This is a genomic window from Chryseobacterium sp. FR048, from assembly GCF_056844665.1.
On record NZ_JBXDSE010000004.1, the window covers coordinates 46553 to 64324 of the forward strand.

Annotated in this window: 20 protein-coding genes; 2 read left to right on the forward strand and 18 right to left on the reverse strand. The window is 35.3% G+C overall.

Annotated features, from left to right (window positions below):
- Positions 1-113: 113 nt before the first annotated feature.
- Both AC106K_RS12730 and AC106K_RS12735 read right to left on the reverse strand, forming a co-directional pair.
- Complete coding sequence (locus AC106K_RS12730) at positions 114-740, reverse strand: hypothetical protein (protein WP_482445797.1); 627 nt, start codon at positions 738-740, stop codon at positions 114-116.
- Positions 741-756: 16 nt separating this feature from the next.
- Complete coding sequence (locus tag AC106K_RS12735; RefSeq protein WP_482445799.1) at positions 757-1380, reverse strand: hypothetical protein; 624 nt, start codon at positions 1378-1380, stop codon at positions 757-759.
- A gap of 620 nt (positions 1381-2000) precedes the next feature.
- On the opposite strand from AC106K_RS12735, the gene AC106K_RS12740 reads away from it, so the two are divergent.
- Positions 2001-2621, forward strand: coding sequence for an ankyrin repeat domain-containing protein (locus tag AC106K_RS12740; protein ID WP_482445801.1), 621 nt, complete (start codon positions 2001-2003; stop codon positions 2619-2621).
- 87 nt (positions 2622-2708) lie between these two features.
- Complete coding sequence (locus AC106K_RS12745; protein WP_482445803.1) at positions 2709-3284, forward strand: HEAT repeat domain-containing protein; 576 nt, start codon at positions 2709-2711, stop codon at positions 3282-3284.
- A 229-nt stretch (positions 3285-3513) separates the two neighbouring features.
- Here AC106K_RS12745 and AC106K_RS12750 read toward each other — a convergent pair whose 3' ends face one another.
- The 16 genes from AC106K_RS12750 to AC106K_RS12825 form a co-directional block, all read right to left on the reverse strand.
- Entirely contained in the window at positions 3514-3864 is a 351-nt protein-coding gene (locus AC106K_RS12750) for a hypothetical protein (RefSeq protein ID WP_482445805.1), read from the reverse strand.
- A gap of 143 nt (positions 3865-4007) precedes the next feature.
- On the reverse strand, positions 4008-4496 hold the full coding sequence (locus AC106K_RS12755; RefSeq protein WP_482445807.1) for a GNAT family N-acetyltransferase: 489 nt from the start codon (positions 4494-4496) through the stop codon (positions 4008-4010).
- Between the two features lie 220 nt (positions 4497-4716).
- The gene (locus tag AC106K_RS12760; protein ID WP_482445809.1) at positions 4717-5343 is read right to left on the reverse strand and encodes a hypothetical protein; all 627 of its coding nucleotides are present in this window, start codon (positions 5341-5343) and stop codon (positions 4717-4719) included.
- A gap of 142 nt (positions 5344-5485) precedes the next feature.
- Positions 5486-6043 carry a hypothetical protein gene (locus AC106K_RS12765; RefSeq protein WP_482445811.1) on the reverse strand — a complete coding sequence of 186 codons (558 nt, stop codon included), beginning with the start codon at positions 6041-6043 and terminating at the stop codon, positions 5486-5488.
- 34 nt (positions 6044-6077) lie between these two features.
- Positions 6078-6704, reverse strand: a complete 627-nt coding sequence (locus AC106K_RS12770) for a hypothetical protein (protein WP_482445813.1) — start codon at positions 6702-6704, stop codon at positions 6078-6080.
- A 104-nt stretch (positions 6705-6808) separates the two neighbouring features.
- Positions 6809-7045, reverse strand: a complete 237-nt coding sequence (locus AC106K_RS12775; RefSeq protein ID WP_482445815.1) for a hypothetical protein — start codon at positions 7043-7045, stop codon at positions 6809-6811.
- A 57-nt stretch (positions 7046-7102) separates the two neighbouring features.
- The gene (locus AC106K_RS12780) at positions 7103-7555 is read right to left on the reverse strand and encodes a GNAT family N-acetyltransferase (RefSeq protein ID WP_482445817.1); all 453 of its coding nucleotides are present in this window, start codon (positions 7553-7555) and stop codon (positions 7103-7105) included.
- A 49-nt stretch (positions 7556-7604) separates the two neighbouring features.
- Positions 7605-8666, reverse strand: a complete 1062-nt coding sequence (locus tag AC106K_RS12785; protein WP_482445819.1) for a serine hydrolase domain-containing protein — start codon at positions 8664-8666, stop codon at positions 7605-7607.
- A 198-nt stretch (positions 8667-8864) separates the two neighbouring features.
- Positions 8865-9854 (reverse strand): hypothetical protein, encoded by a 990-nt coding sequence (locus AC106K_RS12790; protein ID WP_482445821.1) that lies wholly within the window; start codon positions 9852-9854, stop codon positions 8865-8867.
- The gene (locus tag AC106K_RS12795; protein WP_482445823.1) at positions 9847-11436 is read right to left on the reverse strand and encodes a hypothetical protein; all 1590 of its coding nucleotides are present in this window, start codon (positions 11434-11436) and stop codon (positions 9847-9849) included. The genes AC106K_RS12790 and AC106K_RS12795 overlap by 8 nt, the downstream gene beginning before the upstream one ends.
- Before the next feature lie 109 nt (positions 11437-11545).
- Positions 11546-12415: a hypothetical protein gene (locus AC106K_RS12800; RefSeq protein ID WP_482445825.1), complete on the reverse strand. Its 870-nt coding sequence runs from the start codon at positions 12413-12415 to the stop codon at positions 11546-11548.
- Between the two features lie 15 nt (positions 12416-12430).
- Positions 12431-13045 carry a hypothetical protein gene (locus tag AC106K_RS12805; protein ID WP_482445827.1) on the reverse strand — a complete coding sequence of 205 codons (615 nt, stop codon included), beginning with the start codon at positions 13043-13045 and terminating at the stop codon, positions 12431-12433.
- On the reverse strand, positions 13030-14535 hold the full coding sequence (locus tag AC106K_RS12810) for a hypothetical protein (protein WP_482445829.1): 1506 nt from the start codon (positions 14533-14535) through the stop codon (positions 13030-13032). The genes AC106K_RS12805 and AC106K_RS12810 overlap by 16 nt, the downstream gene beginning before the upstream one ends.
- Positions 14536-14621: 86 nt before the next feature.
- Complete coding sequence (locus tag AC106K_RS12815; protein ID WP_482445831.1) at positions 14622-15338, reverse strand: hypothetical protein; 717 nt, start codon at positions 15336-15338, stop codon at positions 14622-14624.
- Positions 15339-15458: 120 nt separating this feature from the next.
- Positions 15459-16034 (reverse strand): hypothetical protein, encoded by a 576-nt coding sequence (locus tag AC106K_RS12820; RefSeq protein ID WP_482445833.1) that lies wholly within the window; start codon positions 16032-16034, stop codon positions 15459-15461.
- The gene (locus tag AC106K_RS12825) at positions 16015-17694 is read right to left on the reverse strand and encodes a PAAR-like protein (RefSeq protein ID WP_482445835.1); all 1680 of its coding nucleotides are present in this window, start codon (positions 17692-17694) and stop codon (positions 16015-16017) included. The genes AC106K_RS12820 and AC106K_RS12825 overlap by 20 nt, the downstream gene beginning before the upstream one ends.
- Between the last annotated feature and the right edge of the window lie 78 nt (positions 17695-17772).

The following is a 17772-nucleotide window of genomic DNA, read 5'->3' on the forward strand; positions in this document are numbered from 1 at the left end:
TAGATTATACTGATGAAAAAGGACTTCCAAATCATATTGTTATTTTTAGAATATTTGAACGATAATATGGTAACCATACGAAAGAATTCGTGCGGTAGCAGCGTATTGTAGGATTATAGATTTTTCTCTTTTGAAATAGGATCACCTGTTTTGGGATCAATGGTATACTTTTCATGAAAACTTTCAATGGTTTCCGGTTTTCGGGTGTATGGATTTATACCATATTTTATGATATAGCTTGTGACGGTATCAGGTTCACCCACATTACCCATAAAACGTGGAGCAGGGTCTGCGTTATAGGTATCCCACCATTCCTTTTCTTTCCTTTTTTCTTCTTCCGACATCAGAGCTCTTCTTTGGGCCTTCTCTTCTTCATATATTTTTGAATTATAACGTGCAATCTGACCTTTATGGTCTTCTGATAGCAAGTCATATATAGCATCTCGAACTTCCCCATCTTTTTGATAAAGCATAATTTTTTGTAATAATTTATGATCAAATACTTCAGGTAAATTGTTGAAGTCTACATAAGGGAGTGTAGCATTCCTCTCTTTTCTGTACTTTCTGGCTTCTTCGGAGGTTTTAAAAATAATATACTGCTTCTGCTGTTGTGGTTTGAGGATATTGAACACTTCGTTGAAAATAGAGTTATTCAGATCTTCAATGTTTAATAATTCCCTTAAGTTGAACTTTGGCAGTTCATCTTTAAAGGGGGTAAAATCATATATGGCGAAAATCATATTTTAAAATTAAGGATTATATATTTTTCTTTTTTGGAATAATGTTACCATGAGAATCAATGATGTATTTTTCATAAAAGTTTTTAACGGTTTCCGGTTCTCCGGTAAAGGGATTTCTTCCATATCTTAATACATATTCGTCTGCATTAGCGGGCTCTCCCATATTGCCCATAAAACGTGGGGTAGGGTCTGCATTGTACGCATCCCACCATTCCTTTTCTTTCCTTTTCTCCTCTTCCGACATCAGAGCTCTTCTTTTTGCTTTCTCTTCTTCATATATTTTCCATTCATACTGCGTTATTTGACCTTTATGGTCTTCTGATAGCGAATCGTATACTGCTCTTCTTACCTCCCCATCTTTTTGATAGAGCATGATCTTTTGTAATAATTTATGATCAAATACTTCAGGTAAATTGTTGAAGTCTACATAAGGGAGTGTAGCATTTCTCTGTTTTCTGTACTTTCTGGCTTCTTCAGAGGCTTTAAAAATAATATACTGCTCCTGCTGCTGTGGTTTGAGGATATTGAACACTTCGTTGAAAATAGAGTTATTCAGATCCTCAATATTCAACAGTAATTTTAAATTGAAATCAGGGAGCTCATCCTTAATATGGTTAAAGTAATCTGTTGCAAAAATCATATTTTAAATTATTATTTTTAATATTTAATTGAATTATTCAACTGGATCAATATGGGTTATATGGACATGACTGAAAAGAACTGATACCAATTGGATGTTATAAAATTAAATCTCCATCCTTTATATCCAGTTGCTTTCCTCCAGCTTTGTTAAGCCATTTTTTATGCAGCTGTATTGTAGTCTTTATATTTTCCATATCTGTTTTTATGGGTTCTGGAATATTTCTGATTACTGACAGGTGGTCTGTATTAATAATCTTTTACCCTTATTGTTCTGCAAATAGACTGTATCTTAAAGGTAATATGCCCGAGCCGCCAGTTTCTTTAAATTCATCGCAGAAAAAAGCATCAAGGCTGCTGCTGTAATTAAGGTTGAGGTTTTCATGGGTCTTTTTTTGCAATGTTAGCTAAATTATCAATATAAAAAGATAATAAGGATTAAAAAAATACAGAAAGCCTTTATATAGAATAAAAATTATATATTTAATTTTTACATTGTAACCGTGGAACAGAGCAAATTATTAACTTTTTTCAATTAGAATCTACAGACTTATTTATCATACATAAAAGTACTCCAGGAAGCTTAGGCTTATGAAGACTTATATATTTAACACAAATACCATGACAAACCATAACGAAATTATAGATATTATATTAAATAAAGATATTAAGGCTTTACAGAGCTGGATCAATAAAGGGGGTGATGCAAAGACTTTAATTCGTGAAGAAAGCTTAATACAATATATCATAGATGAAATTGAAGCCGGAGAAGAGGATATTTATGTGAAAATGATAGAAGTTTTAATAGAAAACGGTGCGGATGTAAATTATTTTGATGAAGAATATAATGCACCTGTCTTTCAGACGATCTATTTGGATAAACCTAAAGTCCTGAAGCTCATATTAGAAAAAGGGGCTCATGTACATCTTGTTGGAGAAGAGAGAGAGACTCCCTTAACGAGAGCAGCTCTGGACCAGAATCTTGAAATGATAAAGCTAATACTGCCTTATTCCAACAACGATTTTATTAATAGATCAGGAACTTTTCATGCAAAAACCCCTTTAGGATTGGCTTTTTATTATGGAAATTTAGAGATGATAGAGCTATTGCTGCAATACAGAGCAGATCCTTTTGTAAATGATGGGGAAGGCTATCCAACCATTGAAAACATTCCGGAAGATATTGATGAAAATCTGAAAAAGAAAATTTTTGACCTCGTAGAAAAGTATAAGACCAAATAAGAGGACTTATTCTATTTCCAATGCCATCTGTCTTTTGAAATAGAATTGAATGCCTGTAACGTAATTGTAAAAGAAAAACAGTAAGATATGCAAGATGTAAGTGAAATTTTATTGGCCTTAAAGAGTGATGATCCTGAAATTATAGAAAGAGCTTTAGATGATTTAGGAGATTTAAAGCCTGATAATGCATTAGAATTGACTTTGCCGTTTTTGAAACATAGATCAAAAGAGGTAAGAGAAACAGCGGTTTGTACTTTAGGAGATATTAAAAATGAAAAGGCAATACCCTACATTATAGAAAGAACAAAAGATGTTGAAGAATCTGTAAAGAAGCATGCTTTAAAGTCTCTTGAAGAATACAACAGTCCTGAGATTCTTAAAATATTGCTAAGCGAAGTATATGAGGAGAAAAGATCAAGAGGTCCAAGACAAGTCATAGCAGAGCAATTAAGAAATTACCCATGTAGAGAATCTCAGGAAGCATTGATGTATTTAATTCTTAATGATAATGATTATTTTGTATTTATTCCAGCGATAGATTCTTTATACTCAATGAATGATACAAGTTTATTGGATACCTGGAAAGAAATAGATTCGATATATAACCATGATTATGTCAATTCTGTTGCCCAGCGGGCGATAAGAGATATTGAAAATGAATAAATCATGAATGATGTTATCGATTAGTTATAGTGAATGAGTCACACTTAATCTGGCAGTTATCAATAATTTCCAACGGGCTGTTAAGGCTTCTGAAATCAGCTGATTTGATCTAATATATTTTTAGGAATATAATCCCTTAGCTGCCGCACGAATCCTTTCGTGTGGATTCTATTATACTTTTTTAGAAAATCGCTGCACAAAGTCTGGGACATCGGAGAACGGATTATAGTCAATGTATTTTCTGGACATTCCCTTTGATGATAATATGATCACCGTTTTTATTGAAATACAACACCTCTCTTATAATCCAATGTCTGTTTTCAACGGTATTTTCCTGTTTTAAATATTCATTGAAGATCTGTGCTATAAAGAAGGTCGTAAGAAAACCTGTTTTTTCTTTCATACTCATTGCGGTATCTTTCAAAATATCTTCGTAGGAAGGATATGTACTAAGGTTTTCAAATAATTCTAAGGCAAAATTTTCACCTGTAAGCACGTCGTCTTCTATCAGTTCTTGCAGGAGATCTTCATATTTTGGACGCATTTTTTCATCAAAATCATTGAATTCAATACGGATCATCAATGGATGAATTTCTTTATTTTCAGCATATTTTCCGTAATAATATTCATCGTAAGCAATATGATGGGCATTTATTTCGTGATCATTAATATAGACCTACATAAGATTTAATTTTTTATGGGAATTTGAGGACAGTACGAAAATCAAAGATCAAGCCTGTAAATCAATTCCTCAATCTCAGCTTGTCTGGCATTGGCAAAACCTCTGTCAGTTCCTATTTTTATAAAGCCGCAGTTTTCCAGAACCTTCTGTGAACCCCAATTGTCAAAAGCAACACGTCCAAAAAGAGGTCTGGCCGTTTCAAGGGTAAGGAAATCTTTCAATGCGGTTGTGGCAACGCCTTTTCCCCAGAATTGTCTGTCAATCCAATAGGTGAGTTCGGCATCTCCCTCCATGACAAATTTGGCGATACTTCCGGCGATCTCAGAGTTTGCGATAATGGTCTGGTTGTTGACGGTAGGATCATTCAGTAATCTGGTATATTTGGCCAGATAAGCTTCTTTATTGGTGGAATCCTGTGAAGTAAATGCCGCAAGGTGCCTGCCTTCCTGATCAAGCTGAAACTCGAAAAGAATATCCAGATCCTCAACAGTCGTTGGTCTGAGTTGTATTGTATGTAAGGTATTGTCCATTTTGATAGATTCTTTAGTGTATCTTCAAATATAATTAAATATTGTAACGGAAGAGAAACTTGTGGTATGGTGTTTTGTTTGAATAATAGGGAAGAGTCGTGAAAAATCTTCTTACTTTGAACCAATGAATAGAAATAATTCCGCGCTGTCACTGTAATAACTGGAGATGTAAATAAGGAAATCATTGAATTCATTAATGCAATTTTCAAATAACTGCTCTTTATTCATCTTTCACCCATGGTTTATAATACCAAACGCTTACTAAAAACAGCATATATCTTCCCGGTTGATATTCTCCGTAAGAAAGCAGGTAGATCATTTCATTTCTTATAAGGTAATGAACTTCTAATCTTTCTTCAGAGGTATAAATTTCAAAATTACCGTTAATCAGGTTAAATTTACTTTCTTCAATGACTTTATCAAAACTTTCAGCATCTATTTCTTTTTTTAATGCTCTTAATGGGTTGTTGTAAAAATCAGTTAAAGTAGCTTTTTGATCATCAACCTGAAAGGCTTTCTGCAAGCATTCTCGTTCATCTCCATCAAATAATTTTTGTTTGGTATGCCGAAAGTTGACTATGTTTTTCCCGTCATCAGGAGGAAAAGGGTAGTAATCTAATGGTAAAAAATCTTTATCTTCTTTTTCTAAATGATATTGAATCCTCCCCAGTTCGTAAGTGTATTCAAAAATTGATTGAAATGGGGTTTCTTTAAAGTCTATGGTTACAAAAGGAGAGCCATCCAGAATCTCGTCTGTATGCTCAACATGGGTGCTGTTTTCTTTATTGAATTTGTATGTAAATTGCTCTACTGCTGATGGGGCAAATACGATTTTTTTCGCTTTCATTCTTTATATTTTTATCTGCTTCTGCGCAATTGTGAAATAGGTAATCCCCGTTGCACAAAGCCTCCTGACTTTAAGCTATGTAACTAAAATTCCAAAAGTTTATTTTATAATTTTAAAAGCTCATGTTTCAGAAAAAATAGATCTATTCGCTAAACTTATATTCATATTTTGTAGGGATATTTCCGGACAGAATCTTTTCTATCACATCAATTTCATGATAATCTTCCTGATAGTAATCTGTTGTCTGTGTGGCAGCTATTACTTTAACACGTTTATTTATTTCTGAAAATACTTTTTTCAATTCTTTTTCATGGGCCATTTCAAAAATACCTTCTCTCACATAAAAAATAACTGCTTCTATATTTTTCTTATCAAATGATAGATAGGCTACCAATATATCGTAACCAAGTTTTTGCCCTTGTTCATTATATCCCCAATGCATGTCATAGCTATAAGAACCTCCTGTAGGATGTTTCTTAAATTCCTCTAAGATTTTTAAGGTGTCTTCCAGAGTTTCCGATTCTACGACTTTCGAGTCATCAATTTTACTGTCAGAATCTGTATCTTCAAAGTAAAAGCTAGGGTAATTGTACGCAATTGTGAAATTGTTTTCCAGCATAACTTCATCCACGATATTTACAATATCGTTCGTAAGCATTTTTTCTATTACTAAAATAGTATCCGTTGTATGGTATCCCATAATTGTTTAAATTGATTGTATAGAACGGAGTAATTTATTCATCTTTATCCCATGGTTCGTAATACCAAACTCCTTCTAAAAACAGCATATATCTTCCCGGCTGATATTCTCCGTAGGAAAGCAGGTAGATCATTTCATTTCTTATAAGATAATGAACTTCTAATCTTTCTTCAGAGGTATAGATTTCAAAATTAGCGTTAATCAGGTTAAATTTACTTTCTTCAATGACTTTATCAAAACTTTCAGCATCTATTTCTTTTTTTAATGCTCTTAATGGGTTGTTGTAAAAATCAGTTAAAGTAGCTTTTTGATCATCAACCTGAAAGACTTTCTGCAAGCATTCTCCTTCATCTCCATCAAATAATTTTTGTTTGGTATGACGAAAGTTAGAGATATTTTTTCCGTCACCAGGAGGATAAGGATAGTAGTCTAATGGCAAGAGTTGTTCTCTTTTCTTTGCCAATTGAGACTGGATTCTTCCCAATTCGTAAGTGTATTCAAAAATTAATTGAAATGGAGTTTCTTTAAAGTCTATAGTGACGAAAGGTGTGCCTTCCAAAAATTCAGTGGTATGCTCAATATGGGTATTATTTTCTGTATTGAATCTATAGGTAAATTGAGTAACCGCTGGTGGAGCATACATTACTGTTTTTGCTTTCATTTTGTATTATTTATTAAAATATAGGGGCCTATTAATTCTGCGGAATAATGAAATCTCCAAAGCCTCATGACTTTGAAATATAGTTTTCCATTAATAACAACGTATTATCTCCACGAATTCATTTTATAATCGGAAAAATTGGTTTTCATATCCTGTATCCTATCTTCAAGGGCTTTAATACCGATCTGTAAATACTTTTCTTTTTCAACCTCATTCAGGATATGGATAATATCAAATCCTGGGGTTGGGCTGGAAATGGGGACAGATAATTCAAGAATGCTGTTTTCCTCATAAAGGTAATAGTTCCAGTCTTTTTGTTCTAATAGTTTTCTTTTATTCATGGGATATTTTGGTGAGATTATTTGAAATAGTTTGATTCGGGGGATTCGAAAAATGTATTATGGCTTTACTACTTCTATGATCATGGTGTATTTATCAATTCCTTTACCAAATCCATCCGGTACAATCTCTATCGTTTTAAATCCGCTTTTTTTATAAAACTCTGCGGTATGCTGTGACGTTTCAATTTTGTAGGGCAGGGCAGGATAGGTCTTTTTTAACAGATCAATCCGATATTGTGTAAGCGCTTTTCCTATTCCTTTTCCATGGTAGTCGGAGTGAACCATTCCCCATGATAATCCTGCTGTATTATTCTTTGTATCCAAGAAAAAACCACCACATCCTATGACATGGCCATCCAATTTGACCACAAAGTAGTTTTCTTCAGTATTTTGATCTAAAAAGCTTTCAAAAAGCGGCAATTCTTCCAAAGCAAAATACTTAGGCATATTGCTCTTGAAGATCTTAATGCAGTCTTCTCTGAAAATTTTGGTATAATTGATGATTTTCATATTGATGAGTTGGGAATTGTCTTTAGTGATTTAAATTGAGAAGTGTTACTTATTTCTCTTTGATTTCCGGAAGTTTAACCTCTTTGTTATAAAGCAGATCGACTACATTTTTCATGAATTCTTCTTTTTTTATTCGCTCGCCGTTCGTCACATAAGCGATGGAAAGGTCTGCCTCTTTGTTGTAGATAAGAATAGCGTGCGATCCTAGGGTATCACCGCCATGTCCATAAAATATATGATGATCAAATTCCCAGATCGCCATACCTCTTCCCCAATCTTCTTTTCCTAATACGGGTTCCATCAGCTTTAGAGATTCTTTTTTTAAGATTCCGTTGTGGAACAAGCTGTTGATGAAAATATTCAGATCATAGGACGTTGCAGAAATATCACCTACACCAATGACGTTGAGGAGGTCTATTTCCTTTTTCAGAACCTTCCAGGAACCCTTTTCATATTGGTAAGGCAGAAATACATTTTTACGGTCAGATCGGATAGAAGCCAGGTTTTTTAAGCCTAAAGGTTTTATAATTTCAGAATAAAGTATTTCGTGAAATGGTTTCTGGCGTTTTTTTTCAAGAATTTTCGTCAGGAGATAGTAGGCCGAATTGGAGTAGGCTACCTTTTCCCCCGGTTCAAAACTTTTTCCCTGCTGAATGATCAGATCCATAATCTGTTGGTCGCTTGCTTTTTCGGTCACCCAGACTTCACCATCTTTTACCACATAACTTCCCAGTCCGCTGGTATGCTCCAGTAAATTTTTGATGGTTATAGCATTGGAATTGGGGATCTCCGGGAAAAATTCCGAAAGTTTATCCTCTAAATGAAGTTTATTTTCTTCAATTAATTTAAAAATTAAAACGGCGGTAATCATTTTGGTAATAGAGCCCACCTGGTATCTGGTGTTTTGATTATAAGTTAATCCGGGGATATTTTTCTGGCCAAAATTATTAGTATAGACTTCCTTACCGTTTTTAAAAATCGATAAACTTCCAACACCTATATTATTTTTTTCAATATCACTGAAGTAATGATCTAATTTTTCAGGAGCAACAGTTTGTGAAAAAAAATAACTGGAAACAAGGAGAAGCAAGCATACAATTTGGTTTTTCATGAGGAATAGTTTTTTATTTACCAATATAACAGTTGGGTCATTAAATATATTACATCTGAGGCTTTGGACCAAAAAATAAAATAATTCCTTTAAAATTGTTTCAGGACGAGAATGTGAATGTAAGTAGGAAGTCCCCTTGTCAAGGTTTTGAACCTTGACAAGGGGACTAGGGGGTGCTTGGTTTTCTCTTCAATATCTCTACTGGAATTCCCGTTTTTCCAATACCTCATCTTTATACGTTTCCGTATAGACCAGCGGTCCTTTTTTCCTTGTATTGATGATAGGTTCTCCTGTTTCTTCATTATATTTTTGCAACAATTTGTAAAACTTCCATGTTCCGGCAGGTAACCCGTTTTTGTATTCTGCTTCCAGATAAGTATAAAGATCTGTAAACTCCGGATGCTTTTGTTTATCGATAAAGCTGTTTGATTTGTACTCGATCCATTTTCCTTCTTTCTTATGATTTTTTACCATACCTTGTTCTTCATCGCTTTTATATAAACCTTCTTGGTCAAAGTATCTGACAAATTTTCCGGAAGGAAGAAGCTGGTATTTTTGCAAAGGTTTTAAGGTAAAAGGACTTTCGCTAAACTCATAATCCTGAAGAGAAATGATATAATCTTTATCGATATTGAACAACGTATAATGGGCCAATCCCATTTCTCCCTCATGATGAAGATAGATTCTCTTCATATCAACAGGCTTATTGTCCTTTGTGGAAATTAAATAGATCTTTTCAATAAATGGGTCTGCGTAACGAACGGTATTATAAACCGCCATAAAGTACAGCGTGGATTTTCCATTACACAGAAACTTAGAGGCTATCTTGATAGGGTTGTGCTTTTCATTGATATTTTTATTGAAAGGCAGAAAGACATCATATGCTTCAGGAAGTGATACCCAATCTTTTGAGACTACTTTTTCAAATTGTAATGCATTCAGTTCCTTTAATTTATTTTCATCCTGTAAGACAGGCAGAACAGCATCTGCTGTTGCCCGTTGTTTTGAAAGAGCTGAATATCCAAAAGGCAAATTGATACAATCCGCTTTGTTGGTATTGAATAAAACGGATCCTTGATCTGTGGAACGTGCTTCTGTGCTTATGACCTTATTTTCCGTCTGAGCTCTGCTGTAGCATGAGAAAAGAAAAAATAAAACCGTGAAACAAGCGATATTAATTTTAGGCATAGATATCTAATATTGGGGTGAAACCATGAACATGCAGGTGATTATTATGTCTTGGAGTATTGGTATGGGTAGTGTGTGGCAATATGGTTGTCGTATCATCTTCAGTAGTGGCATTGGATGTATTGGAGAAATTCTCTGACCGGCCTGATGTAAATCCGAAATCATAAAGAATATTCCGAAGAATAACCTGATTCTCATAATCGAAGTTGGCTGCTGTAAGGATCGTATTAACGCCGTTTTGCTGGGTCGTTAACAGGTTCAGATCCCCTGCTTCTCCATTCACGTGCTCTGCGCTGGGATAACAAGACGCATCAGCATAAGAAAAACCTTGAGATACAATATAATGCGTATGTCCTTCCTGCCTGAATTGTGCTAATGCCCCTAAGAAACCGGCAAATAAATCCGGCTGAATGCTTCTTCTTCTGGTATGCTGAAATCCATAGCGGATGATGACCCCATTCTGATTATAATTGAATGCTTCAAAGATCTGGGCACCTACTCCTGTATCCCCTAAAATATCCATATTCACGAGCTCTACATCTCCTTGTTGATTGGCGTACCATTTATCCGTGTTTCCATCACCAAGAGTTCCGTTAGAATACACCAGTAGCTGCTGTGCATCAATCTGTTCTCCCGCCGCTCTGTTTGCTGTGAAATCTATAGTCTGTAAAAGCTCTCCCCGCTGGGCTGGCAGTGGTATCGTATTAACTCTTCTTTTTCTGGTTACACTGGCTTTAATTCTGTTGCAGATCCTGTGTTCAGTATCGTGCTGATCGTAATAAAAATAAATTACATCATTAGAATGACGGTTCACCACCTTCTGAGTTCTTCTTCTTCTTTCCGGAGTTGTACTGAGCAGTTGTAATGTATTGTAAGTATTACTGCCATGATAGATGGTGTAGATATTCTTATTCACAACTCTGAATCTGCCACTATCGTCATTAAGGAAAATACCTGCTCCATTTACTTCCTGTGTTTCATTTTTATAGGCACAGGGGTTATTGTCTGTTCTTTCTACCACCACTTCCAGATTAATACTGCCTTCTGCCAGTCTTTCGCTCCACTGATCAAAAATTGCCCTTCCATCCGGTCTCAGTTGTAGTTTAATAATGGCTTTATTGGCGTGGTCATTGATGTTCGTGTAATGATCGTGTCTTCCCTGTCTGTTATTCAGGGCATCAAAATTTCCTACCTGTACCGTGAATAATCTCTGCATCTCATATCGGTTGGGAGATACAAAACGCATTAATTGTAATGTCTCTGTATTTCCTGTCATAACATCGGTTGATGGTCTTATCACCGCATCTATGCTCAGGTCTGTCATATTGCTGGTCTCTATGACCAGATATACTGTTTTTCCCAATATGGAATCGTAAGGGATTTCCTGATTCTGATGATCGCGCTGTACGTGAGCAGAATCAATTTTTGTAAAACTGACTCTCGTTCCATTGTCTGTTGTCACTTTCTTGGCAAAATAAACATCAGTGATACGCTGCAATGAGTTATCTGGAGTATCCGGAGCCACAGGACCGTTTAAGGTTTGTGTCTGTCCCGAATCTGTTATGGTAATACGTGTTGCCATTGTAAGAGTTTTCTTTTTTTAATATTTCCTGATAAGATTATCCTCGGTTTAAACCTTTGCCAAATTTTCATCTGACTGATGTCGCATTTCTTCCATCCATCCTGCTTTTTTATAATTCTTCATGGCTTATTTCTTTTACATGATAGATGATCTTTTTCTGGTAGTTCTCACCCAGGGAAAATTCTATGGTAAGTTTATGCTCGATCACTTCTTTGGTGGTAAAATCTAATAAAATTTGCCCTTTGTATTTGTCCAGCTTTGGGAAATCTGTCTCGCTGTTATAAGCAATTTCCTTTCTTTTCATTTCTCCGTAAAACATTTCCCAGTTTTTATCTGAAGGAATAGTTCCGGTATACTGCAACAGTAATAATTCATCGTCATAGCGGATGGCCTCCGTTTGTATACACTCGTCAATATCGATGATGGTATTGTCCATAAAATTATTGTAGCGTACACTATACTTTACCGGCTCCTCTTTATCATGCCTTCCATAGAGTTTATGGAGGATCATTCCGAAATGGATGTTTTTTAAAAAATCAATACAGACTAAGTTTTCATTTTGGTAAAAGTATTTTAAAGTCTTGTAAAAATCTTCTGCCTGTTTACCCACAAAGGTGCGGGAGAGCCTTTCCACTGTTTTTTCCACTTTATCCTGAAGCGTTGACAATCCCTGTATGTTCTTTAAGCGGGCATAATCGTCGGTGATAAGTACAACATCGCAGTTGATGTCTGCCACTCTGTCTAAAAAATCTTTCTCAGACAGTGAGAAATTTTTATCCCGATGAACTCTGTCAAAAGTTTCAAGGTGGTATTCAAATCTTTCTGCTTCCAGTCGCTTCAGAGTGACATGAAAAACTTTGTTAAGCTCCTTTCTATGAGTTTTCCCATAGATCGTGGTGTATTCATTATAGGTATAGCGATAAAATTTCTTTCCTTCGGGAAGGTTCAGTCTGACATGTATGGGAAACACTGGCTCCATAATTTTTCACTCCTGCTACTGCCAATTGAATCTGGCATTCGTTTTCTTTTTTTCTAAACACTCCTGTACACTGTATTTTGTAGGACACAAAAAGCAGTTCTTTTCCGAATTGATAAAATATGTATTCAGATTAATTTCCCGGTTCTGCGGCAATACATAATGGGTATCTTTTTCACATATGGAAGTAGCAGGATAATCTGCATAATCATCTTTGGCTATTTTATAGTGATTCACTGCAGAGCTCACTTTGCTTACTTTGGCAATCACAAAATTGTTTTTAATTTTTTTAATCTTAAAAACGTGCGCTTCAGAAGTATAAAGGCTGTTGTATTTGATCGAAGGTCCGTTGGCCGACTGATCCAATATCAGCTCATAATCTTCCTGAAAAATCTTCTTACCATCAATATTGTTTAGAGAAACAGGGACTTTGAATGTAAAATTCCGGTTCTCTATTTTCACCGTTCTTAAGGCATAGCAGCTATCACACTTTATATCGGCCGTCTGGTTGATAAGTCCTACTTTTTTCTTATTCTGTAAAACCGCAATATTATCGTTGCTCGCTGAAGTACTCTGGCAGTTTTGCAGGGTATAAAAGAGGATGAAAAATAAGTATATTATTTGTTTACGCATTCTGTGTCATATTTAAAAAGTTCTCTGGTCCATTTGGTGTAGTTTTTTCTTTCGGCTATATTGGTTTGGCCTCCGTTAATAGCCTGTGTTACTTTCTCTACATCAGAGTCTTCCAGTCCATTATCCATCGCAGCTATAGTCTCTGTTTTATGAATGGTGGAAAACCAGCCGGCAGAATTAAAAGCATGGAATAAATTTTCAGAAATATTTTTAGCAAAGGTTTTTAATTCTTCATAAAAGGTTTCTGTGAGACCATTTTCTCTGGCTTTGGGTCTGTTTTTGATGCATTCGCCAACTCCTTCATACCCGGATCTGTATTTGATATAAGTATCATAATGGGCTGTTTTATTGATATAGACATAATAAGCCAGATAGTTGTAATCGTGGGTGATCTGCTTCATTCCTCTTCCCTGGAAAGGGACACCGCCTTTATAATTATCCGGTACAGAGTCTCTGCTTTCATAGGTATGGGTAAAACTTATGGTTTCCAGATACATCTGTCCCAGGAAATGAATCTTTCTTCTGCAGGTTTTAATGCTGAATTTCTTAAACATCGCATTCATTTCATCGGTAAAAAGTTTTACTTTATCCCTGTTTTCAGAGATTTTCCCACTTGTAATGCCAATAGATGCTATTTTTTCTTTTCCTTCATTAAAGAATGCATCTCTTTTTGATTTATAATTCTGCTTATCTCTTAAATGGTATATTAATTCGATCATCTCATCCACTGTAATATCTCTGTTACAGTAGCAAGGGGTCCCCAGGATCTCAAATCTTTGGCCGTCTTTATTCAAAAACTCATGGGTGTCATCCGGAAATATGATGGTATCCGGAGTTTCTTTTACCTCAGCTTTGAAATATAAAAAAGCATTGATATTCTCTCTTTTAGTAAATTTCTCTATCAGTTTTTTTACATCCTGGTTACTTTTGGGGCGGAGTGTTATTTCTTTAGCATAGATCAATGTTCCGTTGATAGGGAATTCAATAGTGCTTTTCTCTGTCTCACCCTCTAAAAACTTTACAGGATTATCATATACGTTTTCCGGGTTTGTCAATTTATTTTCATGGATTTCCACAGAGAGTTTTCCGCTGAATCCCTGACATTCTGCAACCACCCATACTTTCTTTTTTATGATGGCTTTATCTATTTTTTCATACTCGAAAACAGGTTTACCGTCTTTCATTTCCTGTACTTCCTCTTCCCAGGTAATTTTCACAGATTCTTTTGCTTTTAACTGTACAGAATCTGCTTTATCGGCCTGGATGTTCTTTCTCCCTTTTTGTTCATACTTCTTTTTGACGTCAGATACCAGACCCCCTTTTTGTACAGAATACGTTTCTTCTTTAGGCTCCCATTTCATTTTAGGAACCTGTTTTGCAAAATAGATCTTCACCACATTCACTTCATGATCTTTCTGTGGTGTTGGCATGTCAAAGGTCCTCTGATTAGGATTGGCAGTATAGCTGTCTTTTTCTTGTCCGTCACTCATACCATTTTATTTTGAATTGATTAGTAAAAGTCATTTACGTTCTTATACTTGGTTTCTATGTCTTTAATGATTTTTAAAATATTTATTTACCAGCAGAGTTTATCTGCTACTGCATATTCCTTACATTGATCCACTGTTTTCAGTTTACCCTGAACAATTTTATTTTTATAAAGTTTTCTTTCTTTGGTATCACTTACTCCTGTTATCAGATATTTTCCTGTAGTATCCCATCCGTAGAAAGCTGCTTTATTGAAAAAGTTTTTTTCAAATGAAATTCCCTTTTTACCTCCTTTGAACATAACATATACGTCATTATCACGCATACTGCTTTGAAGATCGAGAAGTAATATATCATCATAACTATCATCATCAACATCTACAATATATAAAAGACGAGAAGAAAAATCTCTAAAATGATTTTTTTTATACATTGCCAGCCAGTCACCAATAAATTTATTTGCTGCATATTCTTTATATGCTGTGTCATAGTTATCTGGAAAATAAAAATTTCGAATTGAAAAATCATTCTCCAAAATATCTTGAAAATTTTTAGGTAATAAAAGGTCACTAGTAACTTTTGTTACCATTACAGAATTGCTTTGAGATCTTTCACAAGTTAATTGGATATTATACTTTTTTCCATTATACTTAAAAGGGGTGTTTACCATGAAGGAATCCGGAATTCTATTGTCTTTTTCATAAGTATTATGCAAAAGCGAATCACTACACAAATTATGATTCATAAAAGTGCTATTCTGAAAGAAAATGAGAATGAATAATGTTGAAATAAATGTTGCTTTCATAAAATCCGTCTTTAATTTTTTCTATTCTCTTATTGCATAATCTATTTATTTTCTGGTATATTAAAAAACTTTGATTGGGATAAAAAATAACTATCTTTTCCGTTACTCATTTTGACTTGATTAGTAAAAGTCATTTACGTTCTTATACTTTGTTTCTATGTCTTTGATGATTTTCAATTTTAATGTTGAAGGCAAATCTTTTAGTTTGGTGTTCAGGTTATCATTGATCTTACATTTACCGCCTTCACTACAATAATATTTTATATGATACAGATATTTTTTACGGTTATACAAAACAATATAAGAGACTTTTGTATCATTATCCCAATTCCCGCAATAGGTGAAAGGGATTAGGAAAGCCTGATTTTTATCTACGGCATAACTGGATATATGGTCTGCTTTTACATTGATCAGGCCAGATTGGGCATCCGGATAATTGTACACCAGAGTATTGCTGTAATTTTTATTTTTAACAGTAGCACTAATGATGGTTACCGCTCCGTCAAATCTGTTTTTTTCAGCGTTACAGGGATTAATTACTTTTACGGTAAGCTCATTGGATACCGCTCCGTTTTTGACATTTTTATGTATCATCAGCGAATCCTGATAATATACTTTCAAACTGTCATGCACAGATTCTTGCCCGCAAACGGGGATAAAGAAAAATAATATAAGGCTAGTAACTAAGCTTTTCATTGGTTGTATAATAAATAGGTAGTTCATCATCTTCAGTCTTTTTAGTATATTCTATGGGATATATGGAAGAGGTTCTTTGCCCGAAAGTTCCTACACAGACCTTGTTCCCCTGATTTCCGCCCAGATAATATATGGTTTTGCCATCATTGCTTTTTCCAACTGCTATACTTACGTGGTGTCCGCCAAGTAAGACACATATTGACCCCAGTAGAGGCTGTTTACCTGCGATAAGTTTTCCCCATACAGGATCACTGAATTCTTCTTTTTCCAGTCCCTTTTTATCTGTTGGATTTTTCTTAAATCCGGCTCTGTATCTGGTCTTTTCTTCACCGTATGAATAGGCTCCCGGATCCAATTGGGCAGAATAGCCACTGTTTTTTAAACACCAGCCTACAAACGACGCACACCAGGAGCTATTATCGGTACCGGCGCAGGCTTTTGGTTTGTTCTGTCGGTTGATGGCATGATATTCATCTATAATTTTTTTGCAATCGGTAGCTTCCGAAACGCCAAGTTCTTGTTCTTCACGAGCTTTCACCACCCATGGTTGTTCTAAGTATTTTATTTTAAAATATTGACCACCTCCATTCAAAAAGGTGTTTTTTAAGCTGCCACTTCCTTGTTGACCCAGATATTCAATTTTGGGTTCATCAGAGGTTACTTCAATATAAACTGAGGCTTCTTTGTCTGGGCTTGCTGTGATAAGCTTGGCTAAATTAAATGATAAATCATCAACACGCTGATTAAGCATCAGTTTTAGCACTGCTTTATTTTTGAACTGGCTTGCATTTTCTATGGTAGCGTCATTGGCTAAATTATCTACCTCTACTTCAAATTCACTTTTTGCTTTTATGCCTGCGTATTTTGAAGCATCCGTCACTTTTTCCACATCTTTTAAATCAATTAAGCTTACCTCGGTATCCACGTCTGTTAAGACTTTGTTTTTACCACTTTTAATCTTAATTTTTATTTTCTTTCCTGTGAGTCCTTCAGTTTCAACTACCAATGCAGCCTGATAGCTTAGTCCACGCTCTGATATTTTTTCCGCAGATATTTTCTTTGTATCTACTTTCTTTTTAACGGTAACTTTCTTGCCCAGTTTTTTGTTGAAAACCTCCTCTTCCTTTTCAACAGTAGTTCCTTTCTCTGAGACCCATTTCACGAAATAAGCATCAAGAATTTTAGGAGTATCAGTATTTTGAATCTCACTTTTTATACTTTCTGCCTTCGGAATCGGTGAAGCCGTCGCAGAATTGAATTCCGGGTCACAATTGATATAGGATTCTTTTACCAAGGCTGTTTGTTCCTGTATATTAGTAGTTCCCGGGTTTTGCCATGGACTTAATTTTATAACGCTCATACAGGGTGGGGGAGACATCTTTCTTGCCGGCCATTTGGGATGTCCGCAGGTTCCTTTAAACTGCAGGTTGACCATATTATTACCATCACCTACTGTGGCAAAGGGCTGATCCTGAAGGTTGATTTCGTTGGAGGTTACTTTCAGTTCTCCCGGTCCCTGGGCATAGGGGCACTTCAGCGTGGCTCCGTTCATTACCATTTCTCTTTTTTCTAAAGGTGAATCTTCGCTGGCTTTTTTCTGTTGTTCTGTTCTTTTTTCAGAAAGCTTTTGATCATGCGCTGAAGTATTCTGATTTTCCATATGGTACTCTTTTGGATTGGATTCAATAGTTGAGGCTGCAATCATATTCACTGACAATGAAAATTGACTTCATTATCC

Bases quoted from the DNA above. Each gene is read 5' to 3' on its own strand.
- AC106K_RS12730 (WP_482445797.1), bottom strand. From the start codon at position 740: ATGATTTTCGCCATATATGATTTTACCCCCTTTAAAGATGAACTGCCA.
- AC106K_RS12735 (WP_482445799.1), bottom strand. From the start codon at position 1,380: ATGATTTTTGCAACAGATTACTTTAACCATATTAAGGATGAGCTCCCT.
- AC106K_RS12740 (WP_482445801.1), top strand. From the start codon at position 2,001: ATGACAAACCATAACGAAATTATAGATATTATATTAAATAAAGATATT.
- AC106K_RS12745 (WP_482445803.1), top strand. From the start codon at position 2,709: ATGCAAGATGTAAGTGAAATTTTATTGGCCTTAAAGAGTGATGATCCT.
- AC106K_RS12750 (WP_482445805.1), bottom strand. From the start codon at position 3,864: ATGATCCGTATTGAATTCAATGATTTTGATGAAAAAATGCGTCCAAAA.
- AC106K_RS12755 (WP_482445807.1), bottom strand. From the start codon at position 4,496: ATGGACAATACCTTACATACAATACAACTCAGACCAACGACTGTTGAG.
- AC106K_RS12760 (WP_482445809.1), bottom strand. From the start codon at position 5,343: ATGAAAGCGAAAAAAATCGTATTTGCCCCATCAGCAGTAGAGCAATTT.
- AC106K_RS12765 (WP_482445811.1), bottom strand. From the start codon at position 6,043: ATGGGATACCATACAACGGATACTATTTTAGTAATAGAAAAAATGCTT.
- AC106K_RS12770 (WP_482445813.1), bottom strand. From the start codon at position 6,704: ATGAAAGCAAAAACAGTAATGTATGCTCCACCAGCGGTTACTCAATTT.
- AC106K_RS12775 (WP_482445815.1), bottom strand. From the start codon at position 7,045: ATGAATAAAAGAAAACTATTAGAACAAAAAGACTGGAACTATTACCTT.
- AC106K_RS12780 (WP_482445817.1), bottom strand. From the start codon at position 7,555: ATGAAAATCATCAATTATACCAAAATTTTCAGAGAAGACTGCATTAAG.
- AC106K_RS12785 (WP_482445819.1), bottom strand. From the start codon at position 8,666: ATGAAAAACCAAATTGTATGCTTGCTTCTCCTTGTTTCCAGTTATTTT.
- AC106K_RS12790 (WP_482445821.1), bottom strand. From the start codon at position 9,854: ATGCCTAAAATTAATATCGCTTGTTTCACGGTTTTATTTTTTCTTTTC.
- AC106K_RS12795 (WP_482445823.1), bottom strand. From the start codon at position 11,436: ATGGCAACACGTATTACCATAACAGATTCGGGACAGACACAAACCTTA.
- AC106K_RS12800 (WP_482445825.1), bottom strand. From the start codon at position 12,415: ATGGAGCCAGTGTTTCCCATACATGTCAGACTGAACCTTCCCGAAGGA.
- AC106K_RS12805 (WP_482445827.1), bottom strand. From the start codon at position 13,045: ATGCGTAAACAAATAATATACTTATTTTTCATCCTCTTTTATACCCTG.
- AC106K_RS12810 (WP_482445829.1), bottom strand. From the start codon at position 14,535: ATGAGTGACGGACAAGAAAAAGACAGCTATACTGCCAATCCTAATCAG.
- AC106K_RS12815 (WP_482445831.1), bottom strand. From the start codon at position 15,338: ATGAAAGCAACATTTATTTCAACATTATTCATTCTCATTTTCTTTCAG.
- AC106K_RS12820 (WP_482445833.1), bottom strand. From the start codon at position 16,034: ATGAAAAGCTTAGTTACTAGCCTTATATTATTTTTCTTTATCCCCGTT.
- AC106K_RS12825 (WP_482445835.1), bottom strand. From the start codon at position 17,694: ATGGAAAATCAGAATACTTCAGCGCATGATCAAAAGCTTTCTGAAAAA.